This window comes from Thiohalophilus sp. (genome assembly GCF_031581315.1).
Taxonomy (GTDB): Bacteria; Pseudomonadota; Gammaproteobacteria; order UBA6429; family Thiohalophilaceae; genus Thiohalophilus.
In genome coordinates this window covers 11,872-32,655 of record NZ_JAVLAZ010000004.1, presented here as the reverse complement: position 1 = coordinate 32,655, position 20,784 = coordinate 11,872, and the positions used below count along the sequence as shown (strand labels likewise).

Here is a 20,784-nt window from a genome sequence, read left to right as displayed (position 1 = left end):
CCGTGGCGGCGGTCGATGCGGATCTTGAGGTCGTTGCTTCGGGCGAACGCCATGAGAAAGTCATAGGCCGCCGGGTTGCTCTCGGCCAGGCCCCGGGCCACCACCAGGCATTTCTCACCGTCAATAATGCAAGGCTGCACGGCCTGATCATAACGCAGGCGATTATCGCGACCGAAATGGGCCAGACTGGCACCCAGCCGTTCGGCCCAGTCGCCCGGGCGCAGGCGGCCTCCCTGCTGGTTCACGCCCCGAATCACGACTACCCCGTTTTTGTCATCCTCGCTATCACTCAATGTTGCTGTTGTCCCGCTTCGTCATGCTATAAAAATGGTGTTAGGCTATCGTCATTCCGGTTCGGGAATTATCGACCATACGCCAGCTGAACTTTAAATGCCAACGAGTGAAGAATATGTCTGTGACTGTGCATGAGGCGATTCGCGAGCGCCATTCCACACGCGCCTATCTGGATAAACCGGTGTCACGCGAAACAGTAGAAGCGGTTCTGGAACTGGCCCGCTGGGCACCTTCCGGGGTCAATATACAACCCTGGCAGGTCTGTGTTCTGGAGGGCAAAACCAAACAGCAGTTGGGCGAGACGATTATTCAGGCCCGCGACAGCGGCCAGAGTGAAAACCCCGACTATGCCTACTATCCGCGCGAGTGGAACACTCCCTATCGTGAACGGCGCAAGAGCTGCGGTCTCGCGCTTTACCAGGCACTCGACATCGGACGCGAGGATCGCGACAAGCAAAAAGCCGCCTGGTATCGCAATTACCGTTTTTTCGACGCGCCGGTCGGTCTGTTATTTCTGATCGACCGGCAACTGGAAAAAGGCTCATGGCTGGACATGGGCCTGTTCATCCAGAACGTCATGCTGGCCGCCAAAGGGTTCGGCCTGGACACCTGCCCGCAGGCCTCGCTGGCCGAATTCCCCGACATCATTCGCCAAACGCTCGATTTACCCGGCGATCTGCAGGTGGTCTGCGGCATGGCCCTCGGTTACGCCGATCCGGATCACCCGGTCAACCAGTATCGCCTGGAACGGCTGCCGGTGAATGAATTTACGCGGTGGTATAAATAAAATAACAGGGCCGAGTTACGAGGGACGAGTAACGAGGAAAACCTATCTTGAATTTGATCAGATAATCACGCCTGCACCAGTAGTTTAGAAGTTACCGAAATGACTGATAAACAATCTGTTTCTTCTCCTCGTTCCTCGTCCCTCGGCCCTCGTCCCTTTTTTTATAGAGGTCGCTTCGCCCCCTCCCCACCGGTCCGCTCCATTTTCTCCCGGGCAACCGTTTGTCCCGCTTGTCAGCGCGTAGCAGTCCCTCGGTCATCCCGTCCCCGAAGAAATTCAACACGGCAGTTTGCAGGGTTTCCGGGACTGGGCTATCGGCAATGGGGCGCCGGATCGGATAGCCGCGAGCGATACTGACCGCTACGAGCCGGACAGTCCTGTGCCGGCACCTGCTGGTGAATCCGGGTAAGGATCCGGGCCGCCAGGCGTCTGATTTAATGTTAAAATTCCACCCGTAGTGCCGATAAAGGAACCGTATGACACAAACACAGCCCACCTACCTGCAAGCCTTTCGCGGCAGTTTCACCAGTATGCTGCGCTGGCCGCAACTGGATACGCTCTGGCAAACCCTGCGCGAACAGGACAAGAGCTGGTATATCTATGCGGTGGGAGAACCCCCGCCGCAAGCGCCCGCCAACCGGGAACAACTGGACACCTTCATTACCGAAATCGACAAATTGCTTCGACAGGAACACGATGAGGACTATTGTGGTATTGTCTATGCCGATGAGCCCAAAGATCCGGCTTTTATAAAAATATACGATCCCAACAACCTCGGGGTATCATGCGGGTTCAGTACCAACCCGCCATTGCCGGGCTGGGTATTGTCATTAGTCAAACCGGTCGACTTGCAAACCGAACTTCCGCTACCGGGTAACCGCCGACGCTGGTGGCAAAAGCTGTTCGGTACCCGTGAAAACGTCAACAACTAAGATAACAACGTCGCTGTAACACTATGACCAATCATCAGGACAAACCGGATGCCCCGGATCAGGGACAACGCGATAATATCGAGAATGTCGATCAGTATCTGCTGTACAGCAAAGCGGCGATTGTTCAAAAACTCCGCCAGTTAAGTAAAGGCAAAAATATGATTACTGCCCATTTCGGCCAGGGGAAGTATTCATTACTGACGTTGATTGTTGATATCTTGCCCGAGAAAAACCTGCTGGTACTGGACTACGGTTCTGATGAAAAAATAACCCGCAAATTGCTCGAAGCCGAGCGCGCGGTATTCAAAACCTCCTACGAAGGTATTACGGCGCAGTTCAACGCGACCGGCTTTCAACGCGCCAAGCGCCATGGCAAACCGGCCATCGCCTGCCAGCTGCCCGATACCCTGTTATGGGTCCAGCGACGTGAGTTTTATCGCATCCGGTTACCCATGAGCTCTGCCGTTTCCTGTGAATTGACGAATCAGGATGACGAGAACGTGCAACTCCCCACCCTGGATCTGAGTGTTGGCGGACTGGCGTTGCATCATACGGATCAGTCCATCGAGTTCGAGGAAGGCCAGATCTACGAAAACTGCACACTGGCCATTCCCGACGCCCAGCCCGTAGCGGTCAACCTGGAAATCCGCAATATCATCCCGATCGGCACCATGGAAAACGGCGGATACCGCATCGGTGCCCAGTTTATCAACCCGGGAATGGATACCAGCAGCCTGATTCAACGTTACATCCAGACGATCGAAACCCAGCTCCCCCGTAACTGACGCGCTCCTCGCGCCCTACCAGTGGAAGACATTGTTATCTCTCGCTGAGATGCCAGGGTGCATTGAAAAATAGGCTGTTTAATTCTCATTGAGAGCTTCGCCTCATTACGAGAATCACTTCCTGATCCCGATTGCACTGTCCAACGGTTACGGCGCTCTCCTTCATTCAGTTTATTACCAGTTTTTAATATTCATAGAAACTTAACCTTGCCCGTATATCGACAAAAGGATTGCGAAACCCGGCAAGATGTTGAATTATGCTCTATGCTTCTATTTATGCCCCAATAAGGCGCATATTCAAGGCGATAATACCGGGCTGCAACGGCCCTTTAAAAACAACAATCCACCATACCTAATCGACAAGGGGGTAACGTAATATGGATGCGAAAATCATTTGGCTATTCATATTCGTTGCACTGTACTGGGGTTACTGCATCTTCTGGGGTATCAGAGGTGCAATGACCGCCAAAACCGCGTCGGACTACTTCATCGCAGGACGAAGTATTTCGTTGTGGGTTTTCGTACTGGCTGCAACGGCAACATCCTTCTCCGGCTGGACATTCATGGGCCACCCCGGACTGTTGTATCGCGACGGGTTCCAGTATGCCTACGCCTCGTTCTATGCCATCACCATTCCCTTCACCGGGGTACTGTTCCTCAAGCGGCAATGGATTCTGGGCAAACGCTTCGGCTTCGTCACCCCGGGTGAAATGTTCGCCAACTATTTCAAAACCGACTCGATCCGCCTGCTGGTGGTGCTGGTGGCCCTGATCTTCTCGGTGCCCTATCTGGGTCTGCAGCTGCGTGCGTCCGGTTTCCTGTTCAACGTGCTGACCGACGGCATGCTGGGCGTCGACGTCGGCATGTGGCTGTTGTCCGCGGTGGTATTGATTTACGTCGCCTCCGGCGGGCTACGCGCGGTGGCCTACGTGGATACCCTGCAGGCCATTATGCTGGCGGTGGGGATTGTCGCCATTGGTATTATAGCCCTCAATTATGTCGGCGGCTGGGATCGGCTCAACGACGGCATCGCGGCGCTGTCGCAGTTTGACGAGACGCGAACGCCGGCCGGCTACAGTCACTACATTGCGATTCCCGGCGTGATCCAGTTTGTCTCGGGACTCGGGGTGGAAAACCCGGTCGGTGGCGCCTGGACCGCGATTATGGTGCTGACCTACATGTTCGCCCTGATGGGGATCCAGTCCTCGCCGGCGTTCTCCATGTGGGCCTTCTCCAACCACAATCCGAAGCCGTTCGCCCCGCAACAGGTGTGGGCCTCTGCCTTCGGGATCGGCATCATCCTGATGGTCTTCACCGCCATTCAGGGCCTGGGGGGCCATTTCCTGGGGGCTGACACAGCCTTCCTGGCGGCCCATCCGGAGCTGGTCAATAACGCCATGGCCGAAGGCCTGCACGGTGTGGACCTGATGGACTCCGAAGGTAAACAGGGCATGCTGGTACCCCAGTATATCTATCTGCTGGGTGAAGCGACGCCCTGGTTTGCCGGCCTGCTGGCGGTCTGTGCCCTGGCGGCCATGCAGTCCACCGGCGCGGCCTATATGTCCACCGCTGGCGGCATGCTGACCCGGGATCTGCTCAAGCGCTATGTGCTGCCCAACGCCACGCATGCCCAGCAGAAACTGTGGGGCCGGGTTGGTGTTGCCATTATCGTGCTGGCGGCGCTGATGGTGGCGACCACCGCGACCGATGCCCTGGTATTGCTGGGCGGTCTGGCGGTAGCCTACGGCTTCCAGATGTGGCCGGCGCTGATGGCGGTCTGCTACTTCCCGTGGCTGACTCGTCAGGGTGTGGTACTGGGACTGATTGCCGGTCTCATCGCCGTGACCCTGACCGAGAAAATCGGTGCGGATCTCATGCCATGGGGCCGCTGGCCGTGGACCATCCACTCCGCTGGCTGGGGGATCATCTTTAACCTGGGCATTGCCGTCATTGTCTCGTTCTTCACCCAGAACAAGGCGGACCATGATCACAAGATGACCTACCACAGCTTCCTGCGCGGGCATGCCAGCGTACCGGCCGCCAAGAAGAAACTGGTACCGACCGCCTGGATCATTGTGCTGGTCTGGTTCTTCTTTGGCATCGGTCCCGGCGCGGTGATCGGCAACACCCTCTTCGGCAATCCGAACGACCCCAGCACCTGGCTATTCGGCATGCCGTCCATCTGGACCTGGCAACTGCTATGGTGGGCACTGGGTGTGTTCATGATGTGGTTCCTGGCTTACAAGATGGAAATGTCGACGGTTCCCGAACGGGAAATCGAAGTCCTGCATGAAGATATCGGCGATATCCACATGGACGTCGATAAACCGTAAGCTTTACATCAGGCAACAGACAAAGGGAGGGCTTCGGCCCTCCCTTTTCTTTCCCCGCTTTAAAATTTGTAATACGATACCGTGTATGCTTTATTTTATTATTTCTGTACTGGTTCTAGCCGGGCTGCTGTTCATACCAGTCAGCAAACTGATCTGGGTATTCAGCGTGCGACGCCTGCAACGCAAGACCAACACCGAATTAACGCAGACAGAGATCGAAGGGCAGCTCAATCGCGCCCGCTTTATCAGCATTTTTCTCTGTCTGATATTTTCTTTCCTGTTCAACCTGCAAATCACAGGATTACCTGGCAATGGATGATCCGCTTTACCGAACCCTCAAGACACTGGCGATCGGCCTCGGATTGCTCTGGCTGGGCTGGATGGTCTATGAAGGACTGGCCCGCGAACACGTGCCCGGCGAGAAAGCCTACGAAGCCGCCAATCGCCATTTCGAGGATGGCCGTTACAACGAGGCGATAGAGGAATACGAAGCGGCCCTGCAGGCCAATAATAAGTTGCTGCCTGCTCTACGCGGCAAGGCGCGCAGCTTGATTCAGCTCGAACGATATGATGAAGCCATGTCAGTCTTCAATCAGGCCATTGAAAGCGATCCCGAATTTGCCCCGACCTACGCCAACCGCGGCATCCTGTACGATCGTATAGGCCGTTATAAAGCCGCCATCCGCGATTACGAAAAAGCCCTCGAACTGATGCCGGAGCTGGCCGACGGGCCGAACTGGATTACCCGGTTTCTACGCCTGCAACCGGAAAAGCCACCAACCATCGAGGATCGTGCGAGATACCTGAAAGAACAGCTGGCCCTGCCCGAAGAAGAGCGTAAATTACGCGACCCGGAGCAGGATAAACAGCAGCGTAGTTACAAGATGTGAGGGTCAGACTACCCCGATAATATCGACCATCAAAACGCGGATACAAAACAGCAGGGCAATCGAACCGAATAGTAGATGGCCGATCTCCGTCTCCCCACTGTCATCCCGGTAGGTCAGCCCGTGATAGGCAATCGCCGCAGTAATCAGGACAAACACCCAGTCAAGCATACCGACGTCCCCTCAAGTTATTATTGTCTGGCGGTATGAATTAACCATACACCGAACCATCCCGGGCGACCAGACCCTTGTCACCAATCCCCGAAACCTCCGGCTTTGGTCGGTAAAGAACGACACAGGCTATTCGCCTTCACCCTATAGCGAGAGGCAACTATCTGTTCAATAACACGGCGGAAAATAGCACTCGTTTCCGAATTGTAACCACTCCGGTGACAGGCTACTGACGACAATCAGAAACACCAGAATAAAAATCAGTCCCAGAAGCACTCTCAGGCCCCGGCGTATCGACGCAGAATCGGCAGGCCGGTCTTTGGGCGGGTAGGGAAATTTTCCCGATTGGGACAAAGCGGCCTGTTTCACGACACCCCGGGCATAGTGACGCACCCAGATTGGCACCTCATCGCAAAACATATAGTCGGCAAAATCCTGTTCCAGTTGACGCGACCCCGCGTCGTTACCATACCACGCCCGATAGGCCAGCTCGAACAAACGGAACTCACTGATATCCAGCAAGGCAACGGCATCCAGCAACGTCTGCAAATCAGGCGACAGGGGTTTGTCTTGAAACAGAAACATCTCTTGGGCCATGTATCGGTTTGGTCTCGATTCTGCCAGTATAGTATAGTCATCTAAAACTTCCCGGGATCGATGCCATGGCGCCATCCGCCGATCCACAACTCAACGCGCTGCCATTGGTGCGTGACCTGCCCGCCGCCGATCGCCGCGCCCTGTTCGCCGCAGCGAACGAGCGCCATCTGGAAGCCAGCGAGATTCTGTTTCATCAGGGTGAAACCTATACAGGCAAAATTTACCTGCTCCTGTCCGGCGAAATCGGTATCCGGCGTCAGAACGGTATGCAGTATTCCACCGCCCCCGGCGAATTACTCGGCCTCTCCAATTATCTGGACAAAAGCGCCTACCATTCGACCGCCACTGCCCTGGCGCCGGCACAACTGCTGGAAATCCCCGGTGACGAACTGAAACAACTGGAAAGCGCCCACCCGGCTATTGCCGATCTGATCAGCCGGGTCATTGCCGAGCGTATTCGCCGCCGCTCCTGGCGCAGCCAGGTGGAACACGGCCCGCTTGCCCAACCGGTACGTGGCATCATGAAATCACCGCTGTCGACCTGTCGCGTCGGTCTGAGCCTGCGGGAAGCCTTTTCGATCATGCAGGAGCGCAAGATTGGCAGCCTGGGCGTACTTGACGATCAGGATGAACTGTTTGGTGTATTGACCTATGCCGGGCTGGCCGAAGCCCTGGCCCTCAAGGGCGCCACGCCGGAACAACCGCTGGACAGGGCCACCTGCGATACGCCGCGAACCATCGACTCCAGCTCGCCCATCTGGCAGGTCCATGATCTTCTGGCAAGCTATAACACCAAATATTTGATCGTAATCGAAAATGAGCGTCCGGTCGGGCTGGTCTCGCAAACCGATCTGCTGCGCTCGCTGATCAGTGGCGACAATAGTCTGCTGGAGCGTATCGATCAGGCCGGCGATCTGACTGAATGCCGGCAACATTACGAGGCGCTTTATCAGTATGCCGGACAATGCCAGCAAAACAATCGTTATGCCAGTCAGGCCGTACGCCTGCTCAGCCACGCCCATCTGCGCCTGCAGCGTCGGGTGGTGCAATTAACTCTGGATGAGATGGCGCCGGAACATGGCCCGCCCCCCTGCCGTTATGCCCTGCTGATCATGGGCTCCGGCGGCCGACAGGAAATGTTACTCAACCCTGATCAGGACAATGGCCTCATCATCGACGATCGGGACGGCGAACCGGATAGCGCAACGTTGAACTGGTTTGAACAGTTTGCCGAAAAACTGAACCCGAACCTGGATCAGGCCGGTTACATTCTCTGCCCCGGGAACATCATGGCGCGTAACCCGATGTACCGTAAAACACTCTCCCAATGGCAACAACAACTGAACCATCTGATCGACAAGCCCAATATGAAAGGGGCCATCTGGTCCAATATCATGTTTGACTTCGATACCCTGTACGGTGATGACACGCTGACCTATACCCTGCGACGCCACCTGCTGGACAATTTGCAGAAGAACCATCGTCTGCTGGATTACATGGTGGAACATGACGCCGAAGGCAAACCGGCCATCGGTCTGTTCAATCGCCTGGTCACTTCCGATGCTGAAGAGGAAAAAGGCAGTATCGATATTAAACGTAACGGGCTGCGTATTATCGCCGACGCCGCCCGGGTCTACGCTCTGGCCAATGCTATCAGCCAGCGCAATACCCTGGACCGGCTCAAAAGCCTGGTGCATCGCGGCGTGCTCAGTGCCGATCTGGTCGATGCGGTCAGTTTTGCCTACGAGGAACTGCTCGATATGATTCTGCAAAACCAGATTCAGCAAAAACAGACGCAACAACCTCTGGACAAACGTATCTATCCCGAAAAGCTGAACGAACAACAGCGCTCCATGCTGCGCATGGCCATGCGTGCCATCAAGCGCCTGCAGGACAAACTGCAGGGCCAGTTCGGTCGCGCGGCATTTTAATCATGGCCACGCCTTCCCTGCTGCAGGCGCTCTATCAAAAACTGTTCGGTCATCGTGGACCACCGGATGATCCGGCGCTGTATCGTCTGTGGGAAACCTGCCGACTCAGCAACCGCCGCAGCCTGTTACTCACCCCCGTGGCCCATTGCCGTTTTGTAGTAATGGATACCGAAACCACCGGCTTTCAGGCCTACGGGGGCGATGAGATCGTCTCGATTGCCCTGCTCGAATACGATGGCCTGCAACCGACCGGCCGCGAGGTTTATCAGCTTATCAATCCGCAAAGGCCTATTCCGGACGCGTCCCGCCAGATTCACGGTATCGACGACACGGATGTCCGCAATGCCCCAACACTGAAAGAGGTCCTGCCGGAGGTACTCGCCTTCCTGCAGGACAGTGTGCTGGTCGGGCATCATCTGCAGTTTGATCTGCGTTTTCTCAACCGGACGCTCTATGAATGGCTTGGCTGCAAACTCAAACACCCCACGCTCGATACCATGCTGATGTATCAGGCCTGGAGTGGACGTCTCGCCCATTACGAACTGGAACAGGTTGCCCGGGCCTGCCATATCGAGGTCCTGCAGCGACATACGGCCCGCGGCGACGCCCGCACCGCCGCCGGGATTTTCGAAGTGCTGGCCCAACGTCTGGTCGATCCGAAAGCGCCGGTAAAATCACTTATTAATCAGCAAATTAGCGATGAATAATCACCCTGTGCCGGGTCGAAATGCTTGAAGCGTCGGGGCAGTCCTGTTAAAAAGAGTGCATGAGAACGCCACTTGCCGATACCCTGTTACACCACCCGTTGATCCGTCGAATCGGCTGGGTTCTATACGCTATCGTGTTCTATATCAGTGGTGAAAGTTTCGTCATCTGGCTGCTGGAGCCGCATAATTTTAGCGGTGGCGCCCGATGGCTGGGCGTGGCAGCTTTCCCGGTATTGTTCATTGGCTTCTTTTTCATTCAGCGCCATCTGGGCTGTGCCAGTAGCCAGTGCCCGGTGGACGGAGCCAGCGGCAACCCGTCGAAAGACAGCACCTACCTGCCGCCCCCCGGAATGTAAGACAACCGACTTTAATTTCGAATAACAATTATCAGGAGTCACGCATGTCCCAAGAGAAGATATATGACATCCCCGCGGATTTCGCTGCCCAGGCCAACATCAGCGAAGCCGATTACCAGGCCATGTATCAACGCTCGATTGATGATCCGGAGGGCTTCTGGGCCGAACAGGCGGAAAAATTCCTCAGCTGGTACAAGCCCTGGGACAGGGTGCTGGACTGGAGTTTTGACCCCGATAACCTCTATATCAAATGGTTTGAAGGCGGCAAACTGAATGTGGCTTACAATTGTATCGATCGTCACCTGGAGGAAAGGGGCGATCAGACGGCGATCATCTGGGAAGGCGACGACCCGAACGATGCCAAAGACATCACCTATCGGGAGTTGCATGAACAGGTCTCCCGGCTCGCCAATGTCCTGAAAGAGCGCGGCGTTAAAAAAGGTGATCGGGTCTGTATTTATATGCCGATGATTCCCGAAGCCGGTTATGCCATGCTGGCCTGTGCCCGTATCGGTGCCGTGCATTCGGTGGTCTTCGGCGGCTTCTCGCCCGAATCGCTCAAGGATCGGATCCTGGATTCCGACTGCCGGGTCGTGATTACCGCCGATGAAGGGGTGCGCGGTGGCAAGGCCGTCCCGCTCAAAGCCAATACTGACAAGGCTCTGCAAGAGTGCCCGAACGTCCACACCGTACTGACCGTACGGCGCACCGGCGGCAAAACCGAGTGGCACGAGCAACGGGATATCTGGTATCACGAAGCCGTTGAAAAGGCCTCCGCTGACTGCCCGCCGGAAGAGATGGATGCCGAGGACCCCCTGTTTATTCTGTACACCTCCGGCTCCACCGGCAAACCGAAAGGCGTGCTGCATACCACCGCCGGTTATCTCCTGTTCACCGCCATTACCACAAAATATACCTTCGACCTGCACGAGGGGGACATCTACTGGTGTTCCGCCGACGTCGGCTGGATCACCGGTCACAGTTATCTGTTATATGGTCCCCTGGCCAACGGCACCACCACACTGTTCTTCGAGGGTGTACCGAACTACCCCGACGCTTCACGCTTCTGGCAGGTCGTCGACAAGCACAAGGTAACCGTTTTTTATACCGCACCGACGGCAATCCGCGCATTGATGCGTGAAGGCGAAGACCCGGTCAAAAAGACTTCGCGTCAGTCCCTGCGACTGCTCGGTACCGTGGGCGAGCCGATCAATCCCGAAGCCTGGGAGTGGTATCACAAGGTCGTGGGTGACGGACGCTGCCCGATCGTCGATACCTGGTGGCAGACTGAAACCGGCGGGCATTTGATTACACCACTGCCGGGGGCCACCCGCCTCAAGCCCGGCTCGGCCACCCGCCCCTTCTTCGGCGTCAAACCCGGCATTATTGATACCGAGACCAACCAGTTGATCGAGGGCGAAGGTGAGGCAACCGGCGCCCTGGTCATTACCCAACCATGGCCGTCACAAATGCGAACCGTCTATGGCGATCATCAACGCTTTGTGGACACCTATTTCAAAACTTACCCCGGTTATTATTTCAGCGGTGACGGCGCCCGACGTGACGCCGATGGCTATTACTGGATTACCGGGCGCATGGACGACGTCCTCAATGTCTCCGGCCACCGCATGGGGACCGCCGAGGTCGAATCGGCCCTGGTCCTGCATGAAAAGGTCGCCGAAGCCGCCGTTGTCGGCTATCCGCATGACATCAAGGGCCAGGGGATCTATGCCTATGTCACCACCATCAAAGGGGTTGAGCCCAGCGACGAACTCAAGGCGGAATTGCTCGATCTGGTACGCCAGGAAATCGGCCCCATTGCCAAACCCGATGTCATCCAGTGGGCGCCCGGTCTGCCCAAAACCCGCTCCGGCAAGATCATGCGCCGTATCTTGCGCAAGATCGCCGAAAACGATCTGGATAACCTGGGCGATACCTCAACCCTCGCCGACCCGGCCGTGGTCGATAACCTGATCGAAAACCGGGCCAACAAATAATCGAATCAGGATTATTTGAAGCCGCAAACAGGCGCTGATGAACGCAACGATGAAAGCCGGACTCCCTTTCTGCTCGCGTTCATTGGCGTGCCCTGGCGGTATTTCTTTTTCCGAACAGGCGGGGGCATTGATGAAAGGCTTGTCATTGACGTTGCGCGCTACCTGTTTGTTCTGTCTGTCGGCGCTTTCCACGCGAGGCGGCGACAGCGGTTATCTGGCCCGGTCCCATCATGGGAACCAGAGTAAGGTCGAATGAAATCCCTTAATCAGATTCGCCATCACCTGATCAATATCCTCTGGGAACACGATCTTCGGCAACTGTCGTCCTGGCGAGCCCGCGGTATCGGTATACTGCGGGTGATTTATCTGATCAGCCGGGATCTCGCCACCGGCGAGCTGAACCTGCGCGCCATGAGCCTGGTCTACACCACCCTGCTGGCGATGGTGCCATTGCTGGCTGTCAGTTTCTCGGTCCTCAAGGGGTTTGGCGTACACAACCAGCTGGAACCCATCCTCCTGAACCTGCTCACGCCACTGGGAGAACGCGGTGCTGAAGTCACCCGTCAGATCATCGATTTTGTCGAAAACGTCAAGGCCGGGGTGCTCGGCTCCGTTGGCCTGATTCTGCTGTTGTATACCGTTATCTCTTTGACACAGAAAGTCGAACGAGCCTTCAATTATACCTGGCAAGTCAGTGAAAACCGCTCCATGGCACGACGTTTCAGCGACTATTTCAGCGTCATCCTGATCGGTCCCCTGCTCATCTTCGCTGCCATCAGCGTTACCGCATCCATCTCCAGCAGTACCCTGTATACGCAACTTGAAAACACCGCGATGGTTGGCTGGTTATTGCAAAGCTTCAACCAGACACTTCCCTACATCCTGGTCATTCTCGCATTTGCATTTATTTATGTACTGGTACCCAATACCCGCGTGCGAGTTCGCTCGGCACTGGTCGGCGCAACGGTGGCCGGTATTCTCTGGCAAACCGTTGGCTGGGGTTTCGCCGAGCTGGTCGCCTCCTCACCTCGCACTATTGCCATCTATTCGGCCTTTGCCACGCTGTTTCTATTCATCATCTGGCTCTATATCAGCTGGCTGATTCTGCTGATCGGTGCCAGCATTGCCTTTTATCACCAGTATCCGGAGCGTCGCTGGCGCGAGTCACGCCATCTGCGCCTGAGCAATCGCCTCAAGGAAAAACTGACCCTGGCAGCCATGGTCGCCATCGGGCGCCGTTATTATCAGCAACAGGTCGAATGGACCTTGCCGGAACTGGCGCATCATCTGAACCTGGTCGAGCAGAGCCTGCATCCAATCCTTGATAAACTGGTCGAGGCGCAGCTGCTGGTGCGCACCGAACACGAACCGCCCCGCTATCTCCCTGGCCGCGCCCCGGAAAAACTCGATTTGTCGAGCATTATTGAATGTATCCGTCAGGCCGATGAAGATGAGATTGCCAACCCCGGGCGCCTGCCCGCCGATCCGGTGGTCGACGAGGTTTTCGATAACTATCAACAGGCCGCCAGCGATCAACTCAAAAACATCACCCTCCGCGATCTGGTCGCCGACGATCAAGTCGACTCGGATAAGTAACGCGCCGGATATCAATACAGGCAGGAGACAGAGAAGCACCGGGGACACTGACACCAGCGAATCTCTCTATTCAGTGGTTTGGTGGTTCCAGATTCTTTGATTTTGCAAGACACGGGAATGCTGTGCTTTATCGGCAATTTGCGGGCAGTCATTCCCTCTACACAGTCGGGCCTACATGCGCAGTTCTTTCAGTCGCCGATCGATCCGGGCCTGCCAGCCGGTGCCCTGGGTGAATTCGTACATATTACGTAAAACATCCCGCTCGGCCGGTTTGCGTATCTTGCGCAGGACGACGTTGCGCCGAAAACGCGAAGTATCGGTCAGTTCATGGATGACAAACGAACCGGCAAATTTCACCTCGCCCGGCCGGACATGGATCATGTTCTGATAAGCGGTGCGGTTGTCTTTAACAAAGGTGTAATCCTTGAAACGGGAATAGACCGCGGCAATGTAATATTTTCCGGGCTTGATATTCTCGACCATAAAATCGCCGTTCTCAAACACCAGTACCCGCGGCGGAATCTTGAACGGCGGCAGATAGAATTTGCCGTATTCCCGGAACTCAATTTTAGTGATCTCCTGTGGCGCCACAACGTGACCGAACACCATGGCCTTATCCGGTGATTGCACCGGATCCGGCGGCGCCGGCAGAACACAGCCCGCCAGCACGCCACACAGCAACAGCAAACCGCCCAGTTTCCTCATTGCTCTCATTCTCTCTCCTCGCAGCAAGCGCCGCCCCGGGGCGGCAAACATTCACCTCTGCCGGTAAATATGCACAGACCGGGCCAATCCAGATTTTCCCCCTCTCTCTTTTCGAACTCTCTGCAATTTTACGCGGAGCACGCAGAGGCGCGGAGGCGCAGAGAAAAACCGGGTATTGTTGCCTGAGTTAATTAAGGTATTGATTTAATTATTTATTCTCCGCGTCTCTGCGCCTCTGCGAACTCTGCGTTTACTCCCAGGGTCTCTCTAACTGACACAAAAAAAGGGCCTCGAGAGACCCTTTTTTATCAAGCATTTGGCAGGTTCGGCTTACTGGCCGACGGCCTTCATGCTGAGGCGGATGCGGCCCTGTTTGTCGATCTCCAGGACCTTGACCTTGACCATCTCGCCTTCCTTGAGCTTATCGCTGACATTCTCGACGCGCTCCTCGCAGATTTGCGAGACGTGGACCAGGCCGTCCTTGCCGGGCAGGATGGTGACGAAGGCCCCGAAGTCCATCAGCTTGGCGACTTTGCCTTCGTAGACCTTGCCGACTTCAACATCGGCGGTCAGCTGCTCGACCTGGCGCCGGGCTTCCTCGGCGGCCACCTGGTCGTTGGAGGCGATCTTGACCACCCCGTCATCGGTAATATCGATGCTGGTGCCAGTCTCCTCGGTGATCGCACGAATCGTGGCGCCACCCTTGCCGATCACATCGCGGATCTTGTCCGGGTTGATCTTCATGGTGATAAAGCGCGGGGCGTAGCTGGAGAGCTCCTGACGGGGCTTGTCGAGCACGGCATTCATCTTGCCCAGGATGTGCAGGCGGCCTTCTTTGGCCTGCTCCAGCGCCGCTTGCATGATTTCACGGGTGATACCGTCGATCTTGATATCCATCTGCAGGGCGGTGACGCCGTTCTCGCTGCCAGCCACCTTGAAGTCCATGTCGCCCAGGTGATCTTCGTCACCCAGGATGTCGGTGAGCACGGCAAACTTGTTCTCTTCCTTGATCAGGCCCATGGCAATGCCGGCCACCGGTGCCTTGAGCGGCACGCCGGCATCCATCATGGAGAGGCTGGAGCCGCACACGGAGGCCATGGAGCTGGAACCGTTGGACTCGGTGATCTCGGAAACCACGCGCAGGGAATAGGGATACTCTTCCATGTCCGGCATCACGCCGATCACGCCGCGCTTGGCGAGACGGCCATGGCCGATCTCGCGGCGACCCGGCGTACCGGTGCGCCCGGTCTCGCCCACACAATAGGGCGGGAAGTTGTACTGCAGCATGAACGGCTCGCGGTAGGTACCTTCCAGAGCGTCGATAACCTGCGAATCGCGGTCGGTGCCGAGGGTGGTGACCACCAGCGCCTGGGTCTCGCCACGGGTAAACAGGGCCGAGCCGTGGGTACGTGGGAGCACGCCGGTTTTTACGGTAATGTCTCGCACTGTGCGTGTGTCGCGGCCGTCGATACGCGGTTCACCGTTGATGATCCGGCCGCGTACAACCTTCTTCTCCAGCTTGCCGATGGCGCCCTGGACCTCTGATTCGCTGTAACCGCCCTCCTCGTCGGAGACCAGTTTTGCCAGGATCTCTTTGCGAATTTCGCCCAGCCGATCATAACGGGCCATCTTTTCCTTGATGGTGTAGGCTTCGTTGAAGCTGGCTTCGCCCGCTTCGGCGACCGCCTTGTGTAGCGCCTCGTCCACGGCCGGCGGCTGCCAGTCCCAGGCGGGGGTTCCCACCTCGGCGGCGAATTCCTTGATGGCCTGGATCGCGGTCTGCATCTGTTCGTGACCGTACATCACGGCGCCCAGCATGACCTCTTCACTGAGCAGTTGGGCTTCGGATTCGACCATCAGCACGGCGTTCTCGGTGCCGGCGACCACCAGATCCAGCTCGGAGCCTTCCAGCGCCTCGGTGCCCGGGTTCAGCAGATAGTTGCCGTCCTGGTAACCGACGCGAGCCGCGCCAATCGGGCCGTTAAAGGGCACACCGGAGATAGCCAGCGCGGCCGAGGTTCCCAGCAGAGCAACCACATCGGGCGCTGCATCGGGGTCCAGGGAGAGGACCGTGGCGATAACCTGGACTTCGTTGGCAAAACCTTTGGGGAACAGGGGGCGGATAGGACGATCGATGAGGCGGCAGGTGAGGGTTTCGTTTTCCGACGGTCGGGCCTCGCGTTTGAGGAAGCCGCCGGGGATTTTGCCGACTGCGTAGGTTTTTTCCTGGTAGTTGACCGTCAGCGGGAAAAAGTCGCGGCCTTCGACCGCCTCTTTTTCGGCCACCACGGTCACCAGCACCACCGTCTCACCCATACTGATCTTGACGGCACCGGTGGCCTGGCGGGCAATTTCCCCGGTTTCCAGCGTTACGGTGTGATCACCATATTTGAATTCTTTTGTTGTAACTGCCATGAATTGTCCTTCTACCGGCGTGAATTACTTGCGCAGACCCAGACTGGTAATCAGCTGACGGTAACGCTCCAGATCCCGGTTCTTCAGATAGTCGAGCAGTTTACGTCGTTTGCTGACCATGCGCAGCAGCCCCTGACGGGAGTGGTGATCCTGCTTGTGCGTTTTGAAGTGATCGGACAGTTCAGTAATTCGAGCTGTCAGCAATGCAACCTGGACTTCCGCGGAACCGGTATCACCGGTAGAACGGGCATATTCGTTCACAATCGTGGACTTATGTTCGGCGCTTAAGGCCATTCGCAAGCTCCTGTTATACAATCATTTTGCCTAAAAATCAGAGCGCGTATTCTACCCGCGCCCCGGTCGGTTATACAAGCACTCCACGAGGAAATACCCGCTTTTTTCTCTTGAGTGGTGCCCGTCTCAGCCAGCGCCGCTCACCAGTCGCTGGGGCGCCACCCGGCCGTCGCCCAGAATCCGGCCCACGCCGATAAAACGGTGCTCGTCGCCAACAAACAGGCGCACCAGACCGCTGGTCGGGGCCCGGGCAATCTGCACCGCCTGCCCCTGACACAGGTAATAGGCCGTGTTGTCCGTCAGCAGCAGCTCGGGCCAGTCATCCAGGGCCGCCTCGACCGGTAACAGGGCCTGATCCAGGGCCGCCAGATCCTCACTCTCGGCCAGCTGTTCCAGCTCTGGCAGGGTGACCGCATGCGCCGCGGAAAAAGGACCGGCGGCGGTGCGGCGCAAGGCCGACAGGTGGGCCCCACAGCCCAGCTGGTGGCCGATATCCTCGGCCAGTGTGCGGACGTACGTCCCCTTGGAACAATGCACCTCCAGCACCATCTGATCGCCTTCCAGGCTGACCAGCTCCAGGCTGTAGAGGGTAACCCGGCGCGGCTTTCGTTCGATCTCCTTGCCCTGATGGGCGAGCTTGTAGAGCGGCTGGCCGTTGACCTTGATGGCCGAGTGCATCGGCGGGATCTGCTCGATCTCGCCGGTAAACCGCGCCAGAATCGCCTCAACCTCGGCCCGGCTGTATTCGCCCACCGGCTTGCGTTCCAGCACGTCACCCTCGGCGTCGGCGCTGGTGGTCGTCACGCCCAGCTGGCAGGTGGCCAGATAGCGTTTGTCCGAATCGAGCAAAAACCCGGAAAACTTGGTCGCCTCGCCGAAACAGAGCGGCAACAGACCGCTGGCCAGCGGGTCCAGATTGCCGGTGTGGCCGGCCTTGGCGGCCTTGAACAGCCGCTTGACCTGCTGCAGTGCGGCATTGGAGGTCAGCCCGATAGGCTTGTCCAGTAATAATATGCCGTTGACGGGACGGCCTTTGGGACGACGTCTTGCCACTAACTGACTACCTCACTCGTCGCGTTGCTTATCGGATTTAACCGCTTCATCGATCAGCTGCGACAGGGCGTTACCCCGTGCCATGGATTCGTCGTACACGAAACGCAACACCGGTACGGTGCGCAAAATCATGCGCCGGCCCAGTTCATGGCGCAGAAAACCGCTGGCCCGATTAAGCACATCCAGGCTGGCGGCAATATCCTGTTGTTGATCGTCGAGCACGGTAATAAAGACTTTGGCATGCGCCAGATCGCGCGAAACTTCCACGGCGGAAACGGTTACCATGCCCAGGCGCGGATCCTGGATCTCCTGCTGAATCAGGGTTGCCAGTTCGCGCTGCATCTGTTCGCCGATGCGCCGGGTGCGGCTGAAGTCTTTGGCCATGAGCCTGCCGTTGGGTAATAAACGCTGTCTGTGGCGGATCAGATCTGACGTGCGACCTGGATCCGTTCATAGACTTCGATTTGATCGCCGACCTTGACGTCATTGTAGTTCTTGACGCCGATGCCGCATTCAATGCCCTGTTTCACTTCGTTAACGTCGTCCTTGTAACGACGCAGGGATTCCAGTTCCCCTTCGTAAATCACCACGTTCTCGCGCAATACGCGGATCGGGTTATGCCGCTTGACCACGCCCTCGGTCACCATACAGCCGGCGATGGCGCCCAGCTTGGGTGAGCGAAAGACATCACGGACTTCGGCCAGACCCAGGATCTGTTCCCGGGTCTCGGGCGAGAGCAGGCCGCTCATCGCGGCTTTCACTTCATCGATCAAATCATAGATAACACTGTAGTAATGCAGATCGACCTCTTCCTCGTCGATCAGACGCTTGGCTACCGCATCGGCACGTACGTTAAAGCCGATCAAAATGGCGTTGGACGCCACGGCCAGGTTCACGTCCGACTCGGTAATACCACCCACACCACTGGCGACGATCTTGACCTTGACCTCGTCGGTGGAGAGTTTCTGCAGTGCGTCGGCAATCGCTTCGACCGAACCCTGCACGTCCGCCTTGAGCACGACATTGACCACGCCGACCTCGCCCTCTTCCATCTGCGAGAACATGTTCTCGAGTTTGGCAGCCTGCTGACGGGCCAGTTTCACATCACGGAATTTACCCTGACGGTACATCGCAACTTCACGCGCCTTGCGTTCGTTGGGCACAACCACCGCATCGTCACCGGCACTGGGCGTGCCGGAAAGGCCGAGGATCTCGACCGGAATCGAGGGACCGGCTTCTTCCACCTGTTCGGCTTTTTCATTGAGCATGGCGCGCACGCGGCCGTACTCAAGACCGGCCAGCAGGATGTCTCCTTTGCGCAGGGTCCCTTTCTGAACCAGAACCGTGGCGACCGGGCCGCGCCCCTTATCCAGACGCGATTCGATCACCACGCCCTGGGCATTACCCTCGCAGGTCGCCTTGAGTTCCAGCACTTCGGAAACCAGCAGAATCGCTTCCAGCAGCGACTCAATGCCATCGCCGGTCTCGGCAGAAACATGGACAAACATGGTATCACCACCCCACTCTTCGGGGATGACATCCAGCTGGGCCAGTTCATTTTTGACCTGATCGGGATTGGCTTCGGGTTTATCCATCTTGTTGACCGCCACGATCAACGGCACACCGGCGGCCTTGGCATGCTGTACCGCTTCCTTGGTCTGCGGCATGACGCCATCATCGGCAGCGACCACCAGAATCACGATGTCCGTTGCCTGGGCGCCACGGGCACGCATGGCAGTAAACGCCGCATGGCCCGGGGTATCCAGAAAGGTGATATCGCCGTTTTCCTGCTCGACATGGTAGGCGCCGATATGCTGGGTAATGCCACCGGCTTCCCCGGATGCCACCTTGCTGCGACGAATGTAATCGAGCAGGGAGGTTTTGCCGTGATCGACATGACCCATAATGGTCACCACCGGCGCACGATGAACCGCTTCACCGACTTCGTCCTCGATGACCAGATCCTCTTCGATCGCGTCAGCTTTGAGCAGTTTGACAGTGTGCCCCATCTCCTCGACCACCACGGCAGCGGTTTCCTGATCCAGAACCTGGTTGATGGTCACCATGGAGCCCATGCCCATCATCACCTTGATCACTTCGGCAGCCTTGACGGACATTTTCTGCGCCAGCTCGGAGACGGTAATGGTTTCAGGCAGTGCCACTTCATGCACGATCGGCGCATTGGGCCGCTGGAAACCGTGTTCCCCGGATGAACCAGCTGCAACAGGACGGGGTTTGCCCGAGGAACGCTTGCGACGCTTGCCCGACTTGTCGGCGGTGACGTGCAACTCCTTGCGACCATAGCGGGTACTGCTATCGTCATCTTGCCGTTCCTTGCCTTTCTTCGCCTTGGCGGGACGTGCGCCCGGCTTGGTTTCCTTGACCTCCTCGGCCTGTTTGCGCGTAATCTCTTCCTGTTGCTGTTTGGCGGCAGCGGCTTCTTCTTCGGCCTTGCGCTTGGCTTCGAGTTCGGCTTCGCGCGCTTTGCGTTCTTCTTCCTCGGCGCTGCGTTTGGCCTGCAATTCCGCTTCACGTTGCTTGACTGCTTCTTCGGCCTGACGTCGTTCTTCTTCGAGCTTGGCCTTTTCAGCCAGAACTTGTTCGGCCTTTTCCTGTTCCTGCTCCATCACCGTACTACGCTTGACGTAAGTCCGCTTCTTGCGCACTTCAACGGTGACTGATTTACCTTTGCTGTGCCCGCCAGTCTGGCGAAGCTCGCTGGTAGACTTGCGGCTCAAGGTGATTTTCTTCGGTTCCTTGATACCTTCGCCTTCTGCGCCATGTTTATTGCGCAGGAACGACAGCAGTTCCATCTTTTCGGCATCCGTAATCGTTGCATCAGCGTCGGACACCGGCAGGCCTGCTTCCTTGAATTGTTCCAGCAGCCGATCTACCGATATACCTACCACTTCTGCGAACTGTCGGACGGTTACATCTGCCATAT

At 57.0% G+C, this 20,784-nt stretch carries 20 protein-coding genes; 11 read left to right on the top strand and 9 right to left on the bottom strand.

All coding sequences use genetic code 11. The features are described 5' to 3' along the window. A partial coding sequence (locus RI563_RS01060) for a DUF3579 domain-containing protein (RefSeq protein ID WP_310692473.1) occupies positions 1-293 on the bottom strand: 293 nt, incomplete at its 3' end. Positions 294-409: 116 nt separating this feature from the next. Between RI563_RS01060 and RI563_RS01055 the strand changes: the two genes are divergently transcribed. The 6 genes from RI563_RS01055 to RI563_RS01030 all read left to right on the top strand — a co-directional run bounded on the left by RI563_RS01055 (position 410) and on the right by RI563_RS01030 (position 6,021). Next, positions 410-1,081: a nitroreductase gene (locus tag RI563_RS01055; protein WP_310692472.1), complete on the top strand. Its 672-nt coding sequence runs from the start codon at positions 410-412 to the stop codon at positions 1,079-1,081. A 476-nt stretch (positions 1,082-1,557) separates the two neighbouring features. After that, positions 1,558-2,013, top strand: a complete 456-nt coding sequence (locus RI563_RS01050; protein ID WP_310692471.1) for a hypothetical protein — start codon at positions 1,558-1,560, stop codon at positions 2,011-2,013. A 23-nt stretch (positions 2,014-2,036) separates the two neighbouring features. Beyond that, positions 2,037-2,798, top strand: a complete 762-nt coding sequence (locus tag RI563_RS01045; protein ID WP_310692470.1) for a flagellar brake protein — start codon at positions 2,037-2,039, stop codon at positions 2,796-2,798. A gap of 458 nt (positions 2,799-3,256) precedes the next feature. Then, positions 3,257-5,131: a sodium:solute symporter family protein gene (locus RI563_RS01040; RefSeq protein ID WP_310692469.1), complete on the top strand. Its 1,875-nt coding sequence runs from the start codon at positions 3,257-3,259 to the stop codon at positions 5,129-5,131. 85 nt (positions 5,132-5,216) lie between these two features. Further along, positions 5,217-5,450, top strand: coding sequence for a hypothetical protein (locus RI563_RS01035; RefSeq protein WP_310692468.1), 234 nt, complete (start codon positions 5,217-5,219; stop codon positions 5,448-5,450). After that, entirely contained in the window at positions 5,443-6,021 is a 579-nt protein-coding gene (locus RI563_RS01030) for a tetratricopeptide repeat protein (RefSeq protein ID WP_310692467.1), read from the top strand. Before RI563_RS01035 ends, RI563_RS01030 begins: the two co-directional genes overlap by 8 nt. Before the next feature lie 3 nt (positions 6,022-6,024). On the opposite strand, the gene RI563_RS01025 is transcribed toward RI563_RS01030, so the two are convergent. Further along, on the bottom strand, positions 6,025-6,189 hold the full coding sequence (locus RI563_RS01025; protein ID WP_310692466.1) for a hypothetical protein: 165 nt from the start codon (positions 6,187-6,189) through the stop codon (positions 6,025-6,027). Positions 6,190-6,357: 168 nt separating this feature from the next. Continuing rightward, positions 6,358-6,774, bottom strand: a complete 417-nt coding sequence (locus RI563_RS01020; RefSeq protein ID WP_310692465.1) for a hypothetical protein — start codon at positions 6,772-6,774, stop codon at positions 6,358-6,360. Positions 6,775-6,851: 77 nt separating this feature from the next. Here RI563_RS01020 and RI563_RS01015 point away from each other — a divergent pair, with 77 nt between their 5' ends. The 5 genes from RI563_RS01015 to RI563_RS00995 all read left to right on the top strand — a co-directional run bounded on the left by RI563_RS01015 (position 6,852) and on the right by RI563_RS00995 (position 13,373). Continuing rightward, positions 6,852-8,717, top strand: coding sequence for a DUF294 nucleotidyltransferase-like domain-containing protein (locus RI563_RS01015; RefSeq protein WP_310692464.1), 1,866 nt, complete (start codon positions 6,852-6,854; stop codon positions 8,715-8,717). A 2-nt stretch (positions 8,718-8,719) separates the two neighbouring features. Continuing rightward, complete coding sequence (locus RI563_RS01010) at positions 8,720-9,424, top strand: 3'-5' exonuclease (protein WP_310692463.1); 705 nt, start codon at positions 8,720-8,722, stop codon at positions 9,422-9,424. Between the two features lie 59 nt (positions 9,425-9,483). After that, positions 9,484-9,780 (top strand): hypothetical protein, encoded by a 297-nt coding sequence (locus tag RI563_RS01005; RefSeq protein ID WP_310692462.1) that lies wholly within the window; start codon positions 9,484-9,486, stop codon positions 9,778-9,780. A 44-nt stretch (positions 9,781-9,824) separates the two neighbouring features. Beyond that, positions 9,825-11,777: an acetate--CoA ligase gene (gene acs, locus RI563_RS01000; protein ID WP_310692461.1), complete on the top strand. Its 1,953-nt coding sequence runs from the start codon at positions 9,825-9,827 to the stop codon at positions 11,775-11,777. A 252-nt stretch (positions 11,778-12,029) separates the two neighbouring features. Then, positions 12,030-13,373, top strand: coding sequence for a YhjD/YihY/BrkB family envelope integrity protein (locus RI563_RS00995; protein ID WP_310692460.1), 1,344 nt, complete (start codon positions 12,030-12,032; stop codon positions 13,371-13,373). 171 nt (positions 13,374-13,544) lie between these two features. Here RI563_RS00995 and RI563_RS00990 read toward each other — a convergent pair whose 3' ends face one another. The 6 genes from RI563_RS00990 to infB all read right to left on the bottom strand — a co-directional run bounded on the left by RI563_RS00990 (position 13,545) and on the right by infB (position 20,782). Then, positions 13,545-14,087, bottom strand: a complete 543-nt coding sequence (locus tag RI563_RS00990; protein ID WP_310692459.1) for a hypothetical protein — start codon at positions 14,085-14,087, stop codon at positions 13,545-13,547. 321 nt (positions 14,088-14,408) lie between these two features. Beyond that, positions 14,409-16,493 carry a polyribonucleotide nucleotidyltransferase gene (pnp, locus tag RI563_RS00985; protein ID WP_310692458.1) on the bottom strand — a complete coding sequence of 695 codons (2,085 nt, stop codon included), beginning with the start codon at positions 16,491-16,493 and terminating at the stop codon, positions 14,409-14,411. A 24-nt stretch (positions 16,494-16,517) separates the two neighbouring features. After that, on the bottom strand, positions 16,518-16,787 hold the full coding sequence (gene rpsO, locus RI563_RS00980; RefSeq protein ID WP_310692457.1) for a 30S ribosomal protein S15: 270 nt from the start codon (positions 16,785-16,787) through the stop codon (positions 16,518-16,520). 126 nt (positions 16,788-16,913) lie between these two features. Further along, a complete protein-coding gene (gene truB, locus RI563_RS00975) occupies positions 16,914-17,840 on the bottom strand; it encodes a tRNA pseudouridine(55) synthase TruB (protein ID WP_310692456.1) in 927 nt (308 codons plus the stop codon). A 12-nt stretch (positions 17,841-17,852) separates the two neighbouring features. Then, the gene (gene rbfA / locus RI563_RS00970; RefSeq protein WP_310692455.1) at positions 17,853-18,224 is read right to left on the bottom strand and encodes a 30S ribosome-binding factor RbfA; all 372 of its coding nucleotides are present in this window, start codon (positions 18,222-18,224) and stop codon (positions 17,853-17,855) included. Positions 18,225-18,262: 38 nt separating this feature from the next. After that, complete coding sequence (gene infB, locus RI563_RS00965) at positions 18,263-20,782, bottom strand: translation initiation factor IF-2 (protein ID WP_310692454.1); 2,520 nt, start codon at positions 20,780-20,782, stop codon at positions 18,263-18,265. Positions 20,783-20,784 lie beyond the last annotated feature (2 nt).